The following is a 15,108-nucleotide window of genomic DNA, read 5'->3' on the forward strand; positions in this document are numbered from 1 at the left end:
AATTGGGGTGCAGTTCAAATAAGGAAAGCGTCTTTCTCCATGGAAAGGGCCACTTAATTGAATAACGCTTCTAAATTAAAATCATTCTAAAAGTTGGCCTTTTTTGTAGAACCGATCAAATGCTGGTTTGTGTATTTTTATAAAAAAGTTTGATTATTTATAACTAAGATTAATCATTTATAATAAAGTTTGATTAAACATCCTGTGTTGATATGCAGGATGTTTTATTCAACAAACGGGCCAGATTGTTGAATAACATTCTTTAACAAAAAAGGTTCCAAACGACGCTTTGGGGGTTATACTTCAACTAACGCAGCAGTTTAGTTGAATAAGGAATCATAGTTTTTGGTAAAATAATGGTATTATATTTAAGTATAGTGGGATGGCTAAAGTGCATTAATAGAACTGTACGGATACAAGGTATATTGTGGAGGGGAAAAATGAAATTCTTTAGAAAAATGTCTAAACTTGAGAAAAGTAATTGGAATAAAGGAGCCCCCTTGGTCTGCCGGAGAATTTTCGGGGAAGAAAATTCAGCAGACAATCCTGCAAGGCTAAGTAGCGAAGCCACCCAGTCGCTACGCTCCTTTAAGCCTTTCGGGTTCGTAGATACACTAACGTTAGGCGAAACTCTCGAAGGACATTATAAAAAATGAAGTGAAGTTCTAAGACCTTAAATATTATGGAGGGACAGAAATGAATAATTTAGAACAAATAATTTATGACAAAGTTAAGAAACGGATTGATGGTTGGTGTGATGATATTATCAAAGATATTTATGTATTGTCGTTTTATATTGATTGTGAATTAGACGATATGAGAAAGCCTAGGCTTACTTTGGGGTACAATACAAACTCTAATTTGACGTTTAATATTTCACAAGCCACTGATGAATGTGAAGCGAAGTGGAATTATGCTTTTTGGCTACAGAACGAAGAAATCGTGATTGGAGAGAACAACGAAGGTACTAACAAAGAAGAACTACAATTAAGGGATCAATGGGTCGGAGAATCACAATGGTTTTATACGGATACAGATGAGGAAGAGGATTTTGATCGAACTTTAGAATTAGGAGAAAGAATAGTAGAAGATTTCTATGAAATAATTAAAAATGTTGTTAAACGATTACACAATGAAGGTGTGATTATTGGAAAATTCAATAAAGCCTTACCATTAATTATTCATGAACTAGAGTATTATGAAAGATTTATAGAAATTAACCAGGATATCAATCCAGAAGACTGTATAAGGGAATTTGTAATGTGGATAGATTCAATGTAGGAGTAATTGAAACGGACGAGAGCATCGCCTAACATCATATCTACACCGCGTCGCTACGCTCCTTGGTCTGCCCAAAGCATTTCGAAGAAGTGGAATCAGGCAGACAACCCTGCAAGGCTAAGTGGCGAAGCCACCCAGTCGTGGGTGATAGAGATCCCCACCTGTTACCTTAAAACTTATACGATACGGTTTGCCTTTATCTAAGAATGCCTGAACCTGGCTTTCTCCTTTTGAAATATACAGACCAACGACTGGATTCATTCTTAATCTCCTCCTAGAATCATATTTGCCAGTTACCCCTAATCCTCCATGCAGTGTCTTAGCTTCGCTTGTTATACGAGATCTAAGTCCCAACCAGCCTCAATCATGTTTCTGCAAGTAGGGGGCGAACGGTTTAGTTGACGGGATCATGCCCCGCGAGCAGATACGTTCTACCCTGGCTACTGCTATAATAAAACTATATAAAAAATGGTCAACCAGAAATATCTGGCTGACCTTATAATACGAACGAGGCAGGATAGTTGAAGTGGGGTGTATGATGAGATCGCATGATAAGTCAACTTACAACGATGAGTTCAAGGAAAATGCCTTAGAAATCATTTTTCTTTTTGAAGTAGGTATTGAGTTCATTGGTTTCCCTCAGTCAGAGCTGCAACGATTAAATGATTTTTATGAGATAAAATGCACTCAAAAGGAAGAAGAAGTAAAAAAGCGGATTATGAATATTCACTATGATTTTTTTGGAGGTGCTAATTTCAAGGATAGAGACGATCCCCAAAATAAACAATTATCCAACTATCTGTTAAAGGAACTTAGTGAGATAAAAAACACGTTACGCTAACGGAGAACGATAGCTCGATACTGCTCCAATATAGGGATCGGTGCCTCGTTGAGCTAACTGGCAGAATAGTTGAAACGGAAGCATTGAAGCAGGGCAAAAATTTTATTAGGAGTTCTTATGAAAAACAAAACAATAATTGATATAAGGTATTATGGAGTAGAAGATTATCACTTTGATATTCCTTACATTGGAGACAGATATGCAAGAAAACTGCGTGAATTCGATTTTAAAACAGGAGATTATGACCATATTTACATCAATTTTGTTGATTCATTACAAGAAGGTCATGTAGAGATTACACCAAATCTCAATGAAGATTGGTTTATTTACGTTAACATCGGTGTTTCCGTTAATAAATTCAATAGGTTTAACCCAGATGAAAAATTCATTTTTAAAATTGAATTGACTACGGAAGTCCTACGTGCCCTTTGTGAAAGAGACGGACTTGACTTTGAAATAGTAAAAAAGGTCAAGAAAATGATGCTAAAATATAAAACCGAATTGGAAATTGTTCATAAGGAAAAGGAAACGGCAAAATATAAAGTCGTTATTAGCTATCAGATAAGACCATTGAACAAGGCTTCTATTTCATTTGTTGAATATACTGATAAAATTACAGGTGTTAGTATGAAGAAAGTACTTACTAAACTTAAAAAGTATAGAGATATTTACTTTTTGGTTTCATCAATAAGTGTTACAAAGGACGTTGTAACATTAAAACCAAGAATATCATCAACAGCAGAAGTGCATTTGCGTTCATATAGAACACCTATCCAAATCCCTATTGTGGATTTCTTTACCAACGATGAAAAGATTTCTTCAGAGGTAATGTTCCGCTAACGGGCACTTTAGTGCAACAAGAACTTATAAAGCATACATGACTATATTAAATAACGTTCCCAAATGAAAGTTTGGAAAGAGACCGAAATCCAAGAAATGCTGTTAAATCAACATTTCTTGGATTTTCCTTTAAACAAGGCTCCTATAGTACTTTTCAAGATTATGTATTGTTCCTATACTTAATTATAGGGCCTTTAATTGAAAAACGATATTCAACAATCAGGCGCGTTTATTTAGGAACGCGTCTTTTTCATTTAACGGGCCATATTGTGGAGTATCTTGTTAAGGTAATAAAAGTTCTAGAATAATTTGTATCCTATGGTATGACTTGAAAAATTTGTTTTCATATAGTACAGTATGGTTAAAATTTAAATAACTGAACACGATGATGGGAAGTAGTAACAAACACGTTTTTTTTAGAGAGTCAGCGGTTGGTGGAAGCTGATAGAAGCACTTGTGAATCCGTCCTGGAGTTGCACAGTCGAAGTAATGTAAGTAGGCTGTTGCCGGCTGAAATGCCGTTATGAAATAAGCGGATTAGGCATATGCCTAATCAATTAGGGTGGCAACGCGGGTAGCTCTCGTCCCTTTTTAGGGATGGGGGCTTTTTTGTGTTTATTTTTATTTAAAATGGAACTTTTGAATAAACCGCTGGACGAAATTACATCAAGACTTAAAGGATGCAACAATTCCCATCATTAAACTACTGGAGGTATGACTATGTTAGATATTAAACGCGTACGCGATAATTTCGCGGAAATTAAAGAAATGCTATTAACACGTAATGAAGATTTAGGAAACTTAGATGATTTTGAGGATTTAGATGCAAAGCGTCGTGAGTTAATTGCTAAAACAGAAGAATTAAAAGCAGAACGAAATAAAGTATCAGAACAAATTTCAATTATGAAACGCAACAAAGAAAATGCAGATGAAGTTATTGCTCGTATGCGTCAAGTTGGCGATGAAATTAAAGAGCTAGATGTTCAACTAAATGAAGTAGAAGAGCGATTTAAAGATATGATGATGCGCTTGCCAAACATTCCACATGAATCTGTACCAGTAGGCACAACAGAGGATGACAATGTAGAAGAATATACTTGGGGCGAAATTCCAACATTTGATTTTGACATTAAGGCACACTGGGATCTTGCTACAGATTTGAAGATTGTTGACTTTGAACGAGGCGCAAAAGTAACAGGTAGCCGTTTCTTATTTTACCGCGGTCTTGGAGCTCGCTTAGAACGAGCACTGATGACATTTATGATGGATTTACATGCAGAAGAGCATGGCTATGAGGAAATGCTGCCACCTGTCATTGTTAATCGTGATAGCTTAACGGGTACTGGAAATCTCCCTAAATTTGAGGAAGATTTATTTAAATTAGAGGAAACAGATTATTTCATGATTCCAACGGCAGAGGTATCTGTAACAAACTTCTATCGTGATGAAATTTTACTGGCTGATGCTTTACCACAAGGCTTTGCTTCTTATAGTCCGTGCTTCCGTTCAGAGGCAGGCTCTGCGGGTCGTGATACACGTGGTTTAATCCGTCAGCACCAATTCAACAAAGTAGAATTAGTACGCTTTGTAAAACCAGAGGAGTCATATGAGCAATTAGAGTTGTTAACAGGTCATGCTGAAAAAGTACTGCAATTACTAGGCTTACCGTATCGTAAACTAAAAATGTGTACTGCTGATTTAGGATTTACTGCAGCGAAGAAATATGATTTGGAAGTTTGGATCCCAGCACAAAACATGTACCGTGAAATTTCTTCTTGCTCTAACTTTGAAGATTTCCAAGCACGACGAGCAAATATCCGCTTCCGTCGTGAGCCAAATGCAAAACCAGAATATGTTCACACATTAAACGGTTCAGGTCTTGCGATTGGACGTACAGTTGCAGCTATTTTAGAAAACTACCAACAAGCAGATGGAAGCGTAGTAATTCCTGAAGTTTTAAGACCATATATGGGTGGTAAAGAAGTAATTGTCCCAAAATAAATAACGGGTAAAAGCGATTTTAGGTATCCTTTAATGTATTGCCTTTTTAAAAAATAAAAAGCTGCAGCGTAATTATCGCTACAACAAACTAATGAACATTATGAAGACATCATCAATAGCTTATTCAATAATAGGGCGCGTTTATTTAGGAACGCGTCTTTTTCATTTAAAGGGCCAGATTATGTAGTGACTTTATTAATTGTTTCGTTAAGATTGTGAAGAAATGTACTTATCCAATGTGGCAGCTTATTTAACGGAAAATGTTATAATATTATCAAAATTTAGGGAATGGAGTTTAGGAAATGAAGAGTATTAAAAGATTGATTCAAGTTATCTTAGCAAGTACATCAATCCTAATTCTTAGTGGATGTTTCTCTAAAGATGATCTGAATCAACCAATACAAGAATATTTAGAAACAAACTATGGAATACAAGGTGAGTTTTCTGTTATTCAGGCAAGTAATAACTGGTTTGCAAGTATTGACCATCAAACATATATAGAAATGAAAGAGCCATATCGTGCTTATCCGTACCTAATGATTGATAGAGATACATTGAAGGTTATAGGAAAGGGCAGTCATGACGATATTTACCTTTCACAATTCAAGGGTGCATATATTGAGCAACATCCAAAGGTAGTTCAAGTAGTTGAACAGCTAATAACAAAATATGGTTTAGTGAAATACCCTAATGAATATGAACCAGTAAGAAATGGACCTGTTTCAATATTTCCCTACGACAATATTGAGATAGGTGTAGGTAATTATCAAGAGCTACTTGACGATTTTAAAATGACACAAAAGATAGATACTATTAAACTTTTACCTACATTGGTACCAAGCGACCCAAGAAATAATATTGGTGATGACAGGTATGGAAGGTATGCATCGAAAATAGGTGTGGTAAATTTCCAATTTGAGTTTGACATAAATGAAAATAAACACACTATTCCAAACGCCAAAGAATTAATTGATGACTTCAAAAAAAGTGAAGTATTAGAAAAGGGAATATACAGCATCTATATGCTCGTAGATGACTCAAAACATTTTGTGGGATGGGAACATAATAGTGTAGTTTTGTTTGAAGTTGAGGAAAATGGGGAATATACAATAATTGCCACTCCTAAATATGGTGATTTTTGGGACACTTACTTTTATGGTGATTACGCAGCTAAAAAAAATATAGAATAGAATTTTAGGTTGAATTACTTAATTGGAATTGACTAAAATTACACATGGTGCTACCCCTATTAGTAATATTTTGTAATTAGGATTAGCGCTTGTTTTCATAAAGGGGAAGATTAATTTAATATAAAACTGAGTATGAAAACTGCGCTTATATTTGTTATGGATAACTGCATGTAATTAAATGTCGAGTCTATATCATACCAAGATTTAATATTCGTTATTTAACAATCGGGCGCGTTTATTTAGGAACGCGTCTTTTTCATTTAAAGGGCCATATAATTGAACACCACTTTTAAAAGATCTGGATATTTATGTTAACATATAGGTGAGATTGTGAAGAATTACACTTTAACTAACGGAGCAGGTTAGTACAAAAAGGATTTCTTCTAATTTTTGAAGAATCTTTGATTTATCGTACGAATTAAGGGGGAGCAATGGCTTCACCTTTTATTTATTTTTGAATTGTAATTCAAAACGGTAGTTATTTGTAGCTTGTTTTTACCAATATTTATGATATGATATGTTACAAAATAACGTTCCAAAAGGTGGTTTAAGGATGGAAATTTATGGTGCAGCAGAAAGTGTAAAGAGTCGAGAAGATTTAATTGAATTCATAAATCAATTGAGAATGGATTTAAAAAATAATAAGAATGAGTGGAATAATATAACACTTGAAGATTACTTAAATGCAATGGAATCTTTTGTTAATGATATGGATGAACATTATTTAGAGACTAATCAAATACTACCTAAGCAACCATCTTGGGAGAATATAGCTCTAACTCTACTTGCTTCAAGTATGTATTAATGATGTCTTACAGAAATAGAAAGAATCGTTGGGTGTTGGCTATGGGGTACCGGAATGAGCATACAGACATCCCCAGTTATCCTATAAAAAACTTTTCAATCTTTATACTCCATCTTGATCTTGTTCTCTGTTTTTATCCTTGATTATATTCTTTGTTTCATCATTTTTAACTTGCTTGTTCAGCAAACTGGGGCATTAATCCAAGAAGGATTAATGCCCTTTTCTGTTGAACTGCTTATTGTAGAAACGGAGCAGGTTAGTGGAAGAAGGATTTTTAAGTACCCTTGAAGAACTTAGTATAATTGACGCTAGTTTCAGGGTAAAACAGTAGTAGAGGATGTTATATATGAATTTAAAATTAATAGAAAATGGTACAAATCCCAAGATAGCTTTTTATGATGGTATTTGCTTAGATCAATATCAACACTTAGCTAAAAGATGGACTGAAATGTTGTCAATTGTTCATAAAGAAGTACTTGCTTATATCAATGATGATAGTTTGTGTTTTGATGACGGTGAAGATTTAAATTCATTTCCTGTACGGAGTAAATTAACAGGTAATTATTATATTGAATCTGTTTCGTTTATTAAACACGTAAATCCAATGGGATTCCAGATTATGATTAAGACTAGACTTACAGAACATTTGCCATCGGGTGAGGATGATTATTTGGGGTTAGAAGTGACTTTGTTTACTACATCTATAAATGAAACTTTTAAAGTTTGGGGTATAGATAGCTCTTCAATTTAGTATTTCTTCTTAAGCTAACAGTGTATTGAAAACAATATGTTTTTAATGTAAGCGATGATACCTTTTCCATGCTTCGGATAATAACATGTGTCTTTCACTCTCCCACCTATAAATCTATTAATTCTAATTGTATCTAATAATTTTTTAACAACTTGAAAGAGCCTTACTACACACGAACTGTAGTAAGGCTCTTATTATTTTACTTCAAAAGTAAACAACTTTATTATCTCTAAACAAATACAGGAAATATCAGTTCATAGACTCTGCCGAAATTGTCTCACACTCGTTGAATATCGCAAACTTTTGGAAACAACTGTTCAAAGCTGTTCGTAATTGTGTTGTTTGCTTCACACCGTTCTCGTACCAGATATTTTTAACAACGAGTGTTCCAGTTTTTCTCTCCGCGATAATCTCGGCTCGTCCAATGAAGCTCTCTCCATATAATAGAGGCAGCACATAATAGCCAAATTTTCGTTTGATTGCAGGCGTGTAAATCTCCCAGGTGTAATCAAAGTCAAACAATTCGTTAATAAGTTTTCTGTCCCATATGAAATTATCTAGCGGGGCAATAAGCTCGCAACGCAATTTCGGCTTCTGATTTTGCAGAACGGCTTCAATAAGCGGTAAATCCTCCACGAGGCAGTACAGCATATCCTTCATTTGCTCCACGGCAACAGCAACAATGCGAGCTTCTTGTAATAGCTGGCGGAAAACCTCTTTGCGCTGCGCTGCTTTCAGCCCCCATATATTCAACCATGCATCTGACGCACGATTCCATAAGAGACCAACCGAGCCGATTCGACGTAGTACCCGCCACTTATGATGCTCAAGCTCATCTTCCAGCGGCTCTGATGCACTCAGCAGATTTGGTTGTATGTACATCTTGGCTATATCGTAATATTTACGCGTTCCTTTTTTATGATGGATAATCAACTCACCCGTCGAATACATCTGTTCCAGCACTGATCGAGATGAATTGTTTCCACTGCTCCAGTGGATGGCCGATTGCCAAGAGAAATCTCCATCCAACTTTAAATCATCCGAACTTAGTGCACCGTGATTTTGGATATGAGCCCGTACTTGCGCTGTCAACTCTTCCATTTCGGGATAGCGTTCGGCATGTTGGCGGGCGGCCTGCCTGTATCGCTCAAAATACGGCCAGTCCTCGACAGGGACAATGGCCAGGTTCTTGTCGGGATAATCGATAAGGCTTCTATCCTCATACAGCAAATCGGCGAGCATTCCCTTAGTAAATCCTTTGATTCGCGACTGTAACACCAATTCGGCGTTTTTTCCGCAAACATCGATGGGGTCGTATTGAATACAGCCAACCTGCCGAGCAAAGTCCAATACGCCCTGCTTCCCGCTAAATTTATATTCGTCCAAAAGTCCGTGTTTCAACAACAGAAATTGCCGTACCTGGCGGTTTGTTAATTGGATCATGTGCGCACCTACCTCTAGTTTAGTTTTCTTATTATATTACAGTGGGGAATGGAGGGGAAAAGAAAAGCGAAGGCGTGAAGGGAAATTTGTTCACGTCCTCGCTGGGATGTTTTTTGGACTTTTTATTGGCTGGCTCGAGTCTAGTGCAATACCGAACTCAAACCAAAAAATCAGCCGCATAATAAAAACTCTAACTTTAAGTAATATTACCCAGGAGGGCATCTTGTCGTTATTGCATTTCTTTTGTTGGGCCCATCACAGGTGGTACTGGTAAGCCTGCTTGACGTAATAGCACCATCATTTGGCCGCGGTGATGTGTTTGGTGGTCAATTAAGAAACGTAATAATGCACCTTTTGTTGCAATACTCGCAATGCCTGTTTCTGTTAGCAAGTCCACATCTGATAGCTTAGCTACCTCTTCCTTGACCGCCTCTGCTGCTTTTTCGTAAGCTGCTATAATTTCTCTTGCTGTCGCTGGAACTGGTTCATCTTGACCAATCATTGGTACAGTTAAACCTGCTAAATGACTAAAATAACCTGTTGTTTCTACTAAATGCCAGCCTAACCAACCAAGTGTACTATGCCCTTCCGAAATACTTTGTCCTAATTTGTCATCTGTTACGGCTTGTAATACTTGCAATGTCCCTTCCACAGCCACTGCCCATTCCTTTAAAAAATCATCCACTTGTCGATACATCCAAACTCCTCCTCTATCATTCACTTCTATTTTATTATACAAAATATAAAGGAAAAATACAAACGTATGTTCTCGTTAGGGGTGTGTACAAAAAACATCTGTATCCGCTAAACTTGAGAATACCATCAAAGAGGTTAGTGAGATGAGCGATTTGTGTAACGAAAAAATACCAAAAAACAAGCGATGTAAGCATTAAAAATCGTAGAGAAGTTGCTTGGAAGTTCGATAGTCGGGGTATATCTATTTGGTTCTGCAGTAGATGGTGGCTTACGCATTAATAGTGATGTAGATGTCCTAGTGGTCCTGAATTATAGTTTACCTGAAGTAACTCGAAAAAAACTAACAGATAGACTAATGCTTATATCTGGAAAGATAGGAAATGCAGATTCTGTGAGACCACTTGAAGTTACGATTATAAACCATAGCGATGTTGTAACTTGGCGATATCTACCAAGAAATAAATTTACCTATGGTGAGTGGCTCAGGAGTGATTTTGAGAAAGGACAAATCTAGGAACAAACCTATGACCCTGATTTAGCTATTGTTTTAGCACAAGCGAGAAAGAATAGCATTTCTCTATTTGGTCCTGATGCTTCAGATATACTTGACCCCAGAGTGATTAAGGAGTCTTTACCTGGGTTGATTGAGGGTATCAAAGGTGATGGTCGTAATGTAATTTTAAGCCTGGCTCGAATGTGGCAGACCGTGTCTATCGATGAAATTTCTCTAATAGATGTGGCTGCAGAATGGGCTTTACCTTGGCTGCCCAAAGAATATTCGACATTACTCAACTTAGCCAGAAAAGCATATCGAGGAGAGTATGTTGATAGGTGGGAAGGACTGGACTTCATTGAACTTGCAGGTGAACTAATTTATATTCGATTAGTACCTAATCTAATTTACCGTAAAGAAACAAATAATTGAGTTATTCCATTAAAGGGCGCGATTCTGTAATAAGAATTTGCGCTCGGTTTCATTAAAGGACCATATTCTTGAATATCCGATAGACTGTATATTAAAGATAATTTGAACAAATGTACTTAAACTAATGGGTTTTAGTGGAATAAGAAGAATTAAAATAATTCTCAATGTGAGTTGTTTTTTAACAATTAGCAAGATTATGGAGTACATAAACAAGTGTGCTTTAAGTTTTCTGAAAATTATGGGAGGATATAAAAATTGTGAACAATGTATTATTATTATTAAATTGCCCCTATAATAAAAAAAGCGCGCGCTGTATGTAATTGGAAGGAGCAAAGAAATGATTGCAAATCAACAATTAGTTATAAACAATCTGGAAGAAAAATTAAGAATATTTACTCATGCAGTGAATGGAAAACTTATCAAAGATGAAGATTTCGTTTTGGCGAATACAGAAATACCAACGGATACATTCAATATACTTTTGCCTAAAGCGTCACATATAAAAAATGCATTTAATATTAGAAGTAGCATAGAAAATATGTCTCTAAAAAAATATCCTTTTAGTACGTGGATTGACTCTCGGTATTTGAACGCCGATTGGCAAGACCTGATTCAAGAATACAATTTAAAAGAAGCAGAACGTAATGTAATGATGAAACTTGAAAATACTCTTAATGCCGGTCAAAGAAATTCCCATCAGCTTATGATTACTCGTGTGGGTAATTTTGAAGAACTCAAGGAATATAAAGAGGTCTTTATAAGCCTATTTGAAGGTACACCAGAAAAAGATGCGCTAGAAAATTATTTTAATAAGTTTTCTGAAGTAAATTTAGGTTCAGAAATTCAAATGTTTATTGGACGCGTCGGTGAAATAACTGTATCTACTGGTTTACTAATAGATAGCAAAGAAAGTTATGGTATTTATGATGTAATGACAAAAGAAACATTTAGAGGTAAAGGATATGGCAGTGAAATGTTCCAATACCTTCTTACTCAAACAAAAGATAAACAAAAACCCGTTGTCTTACAAGCATCAGATGATGGAAAAAATATCTATAAGCGCTTTGGGTTTATAGATGTCGGAGAAATGGTTGTATTTGAATAAGGCGATTTCTTATTAAGCTAAAGAGTCCTTCGGTTTAAGAAAGAGGGTTACTACGGTAACACTCTTTCTTCTTTTTTTAACCTCGTCCTAATTTTAGAAGCATCGTGTAGAGATAATAGTTAAACAAGGATTTATAACGTATACATAAATAAACCTGATAACGTTACCAAATGGAAATTTGAGCCAGGTACGTGCTTTCCTTGTAGGTCGCCGTTTACACGCTTCAGGATGAGTTTGGAACGGTTTCTGTAACCTTATTCCCGCAAGTTTTTCCTCTTGTTCAAGAGCTTTTACTAGAAGATGAATTGCTTTACATTGAGAGAACGCTTGAAAAGCGCTTTGGTAGACCTCAAGTGAAGGTAAAACATACACAAACGACGAAAAGAATATGAAATTGAAGGGAATTTTAGAAACTGCATAAATTTTTATGCAGTTTTTTCTTTACTTTCAAATAATTATTTTGTAAGATAAAGCCAACTTCAAAAGTGGCCAGACCACTTTTGGATTCATTCAGTAAGAGACGCCATCATCTGAAGGTGCTGGATTTAGTTTCTTTATAGTAGGTATCCAAACACCTACTGAATGAAGATAAAGCCTTTGTAGCATTGTTTATCTGCGCGAAAGGAAAGCGACAGCAATAATTATTCCAAGGCGAATAGATTGACCGAGAAGTTGATCGTATGGATAAAAAATCCGAACAAAAGAAAGTGTTTTTAGATATCGCCAACAATTACGCCAACTTATTAAAATAGAAAAAATACAGGCTGGTGAAAAGTTACCTTCCGAAAGAGTCCTTTCAGAACGTCTAGGTGTCGGGCGATCCTCTGTGAGAGAGGCATTGCGAAGTTTAGAGTTATTAGGTCTTATTGAAACGAGACATGGGGAAGGTACGTTTCTAGCTTCTACAAAAGCATTAGCTCGTAGAAATATTGTCGATGTTTATAATTAGAAGCCATTCGCGTTATAAAATGTACAGAGACTCTGTAAACACTACTAGTGTGGGGCAGTTTTTTGTAAAGCTAGAGATAGAAAGTACGATTAATTGTCAGGATGTTTTACGAGAAATAATCATCACGTAAGGAAATCGTCTTTCACTAAAAGTCTGGTTTCAGTTAGTAGTTTATGCCGGTGACCGTTTAAATCGAAACTCAACAGAAGAAGCAAAATTAATTATTCAAACTATGTTGACATCGATGCAGCAGCTTGGCTATGAAAAAGAAGCATTAAAAGCTTACGAATAGTGGATGAATGCTGAACAATTCATTTAGACAACAAAGGGGGAGTCAAACATGGCAATACGTAGCTTATTTAGTAAAAAGAAAGAGGACGGACAGGAAAAGGGATTTCCAGAAGGATTTATGACAAAATGTCCAGAATGCCGTCACATTCAGTTAACAAAGGAATTAGAAAAAAATCATAAAGTGTGTACAAAATGCGACCATCATTTCAAAATGACTGCACAGGAGCGCGTAGCATATTTCTTAGATGAAGGTTCATTTGTTTCAATGGATGATCATTTACAAACAAGTAATCCACTTAATTTCCCTGATTATGTAGAAAAAATTTCAGTGGCTAAACAACAAACGAGATTAAGCGAAGCTGTACTGACTGGGTTAGGAACTCTTGATGGAGAAGAAATTGTTGTAGCCATTATGGATTCTCATTTCCGTATGGGCTCAATGGGCTCCGTTGTAGGAGAAAAAATCACACGTGCCGTTGAAAAAGCTATTGAATTACGTGTACCGGTTATTATTTTTACTGCTAGCGGTGGAGCGCGCATGCAAGAAGGTATTCTATCATTAATGCAAATGGTAAAAACGAGTGTGGCATTAAAACGTCATAGTGAAGAAGGACTATTATTTATTTCGATCATGACGCATCCTACATACGGTGGCGTTTCAGCAAGCTTTGCTTCTGTTGGAGATATTAATATTGCAGAACCGCAAGCATTAATTGGCTTTGCTGGTCGCCGTGTAATCGAAGAAACATTAAGAGAAAAATTACCAAATGATTTCCAAAAGTCAGAGTTTTTACTAGCTCATGGTCAGCTTGATGCAGTTTTCCATCGGAAGGATTTACGAAACCAAGTAGCAATGCTTGTAAAAATGCATACAAAAGGCGGTGTGCAACATGTCTAAAAATTTAGCTTTTGAAGAACCAGTAGTGCAATTACGAGAAAAAATTGATGAATTAAAAACGATTGCTACAAAGGCAGATGTAGACATGACAGGCGAAATCGAAAAGCTTGAAACACGTCTAACACAGCTAGAACAATCTATTTATGCCAATATGAAGCCATGGGATCGTGTACAGGTTGCTAGACATCCAGAACGACCAACAACTTTACAATATATAGAAGCTATGTGTGAAAACTTTATTGAGTTACATGGAGATCGCACATTTGGTGATGATGCAGCTATTCTTGGAGGAATTGCTCTCTTTGAAGGACTACCTGTAACAATTGTTGGACACCAGCGCGGAAATTCAACTAAAGAAAATATTCGGCGGAATTTTGGTATGCCCCACCCTGAAGGATATCGTAAAGCATTACGTTTAATGAAGCAGGCTGAGAAATTTAAGCGCCCAATTATTTGTTTTATTGATACGAAAGGTGCCTATCCAGGAAAGGCAGCCGAGGAACGCGGCCCAAGTGAAGCCATTGCCAGAACTCTTGCTGAAATGGCGATTCTAACAGTACCAGTTATTAGTATTGTTATTGGGGAAGGCGGAAGTGGTGGTGCAATTGCATTAGGCGTAGCTAATCGAGTCTTTATGTTAGAAAACTCAACGTATTCGGTTATCTCGCCTGAAGGTGCTGCATCGATTTTATGGCGAGATGGTAGCCTAGGGAAGCAAGCAGCAGAAGCAATGCGTATAACAGCACCTGACTTAAAAGAGCTTGACGTTATTGATGGAATAATCCCTGAAATAACTGGTGGAGCACACCGCAATGTTGCGAAGCAAGCGTTTTATATAAAAGAATGTATAAAGATCACACTAAAAGCATTGAATTCCCTAAATGGCGAACAATTAATTGAAGATCGCTATGAGAAATTCAGAAAGATTGGACAATATACGGAAGCTTAAATTCATTTTTAGGTTTTTGGGCACATGTGAATTTGTTCGTAAAGAGAGAAAAATTGTTTCTTAAATAAAATAATATCCCAATAATGGAAGAAAAAAGAGTTGTAGTTTGTAAAAAAGATTGATCATTTATAATAAAGTTCGAT

The 15,108-nt window shown here is 36.3% G+C and carries 14 protein-coding genes, 1 pseudogene and 1 other annotated feature; of the genes and pseudogenes, 12 read left to right on the forward strand and 3 right to left on the reverse strand.

The genetic code is table 11. The features are described from left to right. Nucleotides 1–696: 696 nt before the first annotated feature. Nucleotides 697–1,281, forward strand: a complete 585-nt coding sequence (locus PI85_RS20785; RefSeq protein WP_036125929.1) for a hypothetical protein — start codon at nt 697–699, stop codon at nt 1,279–1,281. Nucleotides 1,282–1,398: 117 nt separating this feature from the next. Here PI85_RS20785 and PI85_RS24535 read toward each other — a convergent pair whose 3' ends face one another. Continuing rightward, nucleotides 1,399–1,542 carry a hypothetical protein gene (locus tag PI85_RS24535; protein ID WP_158499494.1) on the reverse strand — a complete coding sequence of 48 codons (144 nt, stop codon included), beginning with the start codon at nt 1,540–1,542 and terminating at the stop codon, nt 1,399–1,401. A 274-nt stretch (nt 1,543–1,816) separates the two neighbouring features. On the opposite strand from PI85_RS24535, the gene PI85_RS20790 reads away from it, so the two are divergent. The 6 genes from PI85_RS20790 to PI85_RS20815 all read left to right on the forward strand — a co-directional run bounded on the left by PI85_RS20790 (nt 1,817) and on the right by PI85_RS20815 (nt 7,709). Further along, nucleotides 1,817–2,122, forward strand: coding sequence for a hypothetical protein (locus PI85_RS20790; RefSeq protein WP_144422588.1), 306 nt, complete (start codon nt 1,817–1,819; stop codon nt 2,120–2,122). 117 nt (nt 2,123–2,239) lie between these two features. Then, nucleotides 2,240–2,962 carry a hypothetical protein gene (locus PI85_RS20795; RefSeq protein ID WP_036125934.1) on the forward strand — a complete coding sequence of 241 codons (723 nt, stop codon included), beginning with the start codon at nt 2,240–2,242 and terminating at the stop codon, nt 2,960–2,962. A gap of 376 nt (nt 2,963–3,338) precedes the next feature. Next, nucleotides 3,339–3,554, forward strand: a binding site (T-box leader). 128 nt (nt 3,555–3,682) lie between these two features. Continuing rightward, nucleotides 3,683–4,963, forward strand: coding sequence for a serine--tRNA ligase (serS, locus tag PI85_RS20800; RefSeq protein WP_036125936.1), 1,281 nt, complete (start codon nt 3,683–3,685; stop codon nt 4,961–4,963). Nucleotides 4,964–5,265: 302 nt separating this feature from the next. Beyond that, on the forward strand, nt 5,266–6,153 hold the full coding sequence (locus PI85_RS20805; RefSeq protein ID WP_036125938.1) for a hypothetical protein: 888 nt from the start codon (nt 5,266–5,268) through the stop codon (nt 6,151–6,153). Nucleotides 6,154–6,706: 553 nt separating this feature from the next. Beyond that, nucleotides 6,707–6,958 (forward strand): hypothetical protein, encoded by a 252-nt coding sequence (locus tag PI85_RS20810; RefSeq protein WP_036125939.1) that lies wholly within the window; start codon nt 6,707–6,709, stop codon nt 6,956–6,958. Nucleotides 6,959–7,304: 346 nt separating this feature from the next. Then, complete coding sequence (locus PI85_RS20815) at nt 7,305–7,709, forward strand: hypothetical protein (RefSeq protein WP_036125940.1); 405 nt, start codon at nt 7,305–7,307, stop codon at nt 7,707–7,709. 249 nt (nt 7,710–7,958) lie between these two features. Here the strand turns inward: PI85_RS20815 and PI85_RS20820 are convergent, their stop codons facing one another. Next, nucleotides 7,959–9,152 carry a winged helix-turn-helix domain-containing protein gene (locus tag PI85_RS20820; RefSeq protein WP_036125943.1) on the reverse strand — a complete coding sequence of 398 codons (1,194 nt, stop codon included), beginning with the start codon at nt 9,150–9,152 and terminating at the stop codon, nt 7,959–7,961. A 229-nt stretch (nt 9,153–9,381) separates the two neighbouring features. Beyond that, nucleotides 9,382–9,849, reverse strand: coding sequence for a DinB family protein (locus tag PI85_RS20825; RefSeq protein WP_036125945.1), 468 nt, complete (start codon nt 9,847–9,849; stop codon nt 9,382–9,384). Nucleotides 9,850–9,991: 142 nt separating this feature from the next. On the opposite strand from PI85_RS20825, the pseudogene PI85_RS20830 reads away from it, so the two are divergent. The 5 genes and pseudogenes from PI85_RS20830 to PI85_RS20850 all read left to right on the forward strand — a co-directional run bounded on the left by PI85_RS20830 (nt 9,992) and on the right by PI85_RS20850 (nt 14,965). Beyond that, nucleotides 9,992–10,773, forward strand: a pseudogene (locus tag PI85_RS20830) (aminoglycoside adenylyltransferase family protein). Nucleotides 10,774–11,110: 337 nt separating this feature from the next. After that, nucleotides 11,111–11,878 (forward strand): GNAT family N-acetyltransferase, encoded by a 768-nt coding sequence (locus PI85_RS20835; RefSeq protein WP_036125946.1) that lies wholly within the window; start codon nt 11,111–11,113, stop codon nt 11,876–11,878. A 757-nt stretch (nt 11,879–12,635) separates the two neighbouring features. Then, nucleotides 12,636–12,827, forward strand: coding sequence for a FadR/GntR family transcriptional regulator (locus PI85_RS25285; RefSeq protein ID WP_369794273.1), 192 nt, complete (start codon nt 12,636–12,638; stop codon nt 12,825–12,827). Nucleotides 12,828–13,167: 340 nt separating this feature from the next. Further along, a complete protein-coding gene (gene accD, locus PI85_RS20845; protein WP_036125947.1) occupies nt 13,168–14,016 on the forward strand; it encodes an acetyl-CoA carboxylase, carboxyltransferase subunit beta in 849 nt (282 codons plus the stop codon). Then, nucleotides 14,009–14,965: an acetyl-CoA carboxylase carboxyltransferase subunit alpha gene (locus PI85_RS20850; protein ID WP_036125948.1), complete on the forward strand. Its 957-nt coding sequence runs from the start codon at nt 14,009–14,011 to the stop codon at nt 14,963–14,965. Before accD ends, PI85_RS20850 begins: the two co-directional genes overlap by 8 nt. The last annotated feature ends 143 nt before the right edge of the window (nt 14,966–15,108 follow it).

It is taken from the genome of Lysinibacillus sp. A1 (genome assembly GCF_000801965.1).
GTDB lineage: Bacteria > Bacillota > Bacilli > Bacillales_A > Planococcaceae > Lysinibacillus > Lysinibacillus fusiformis.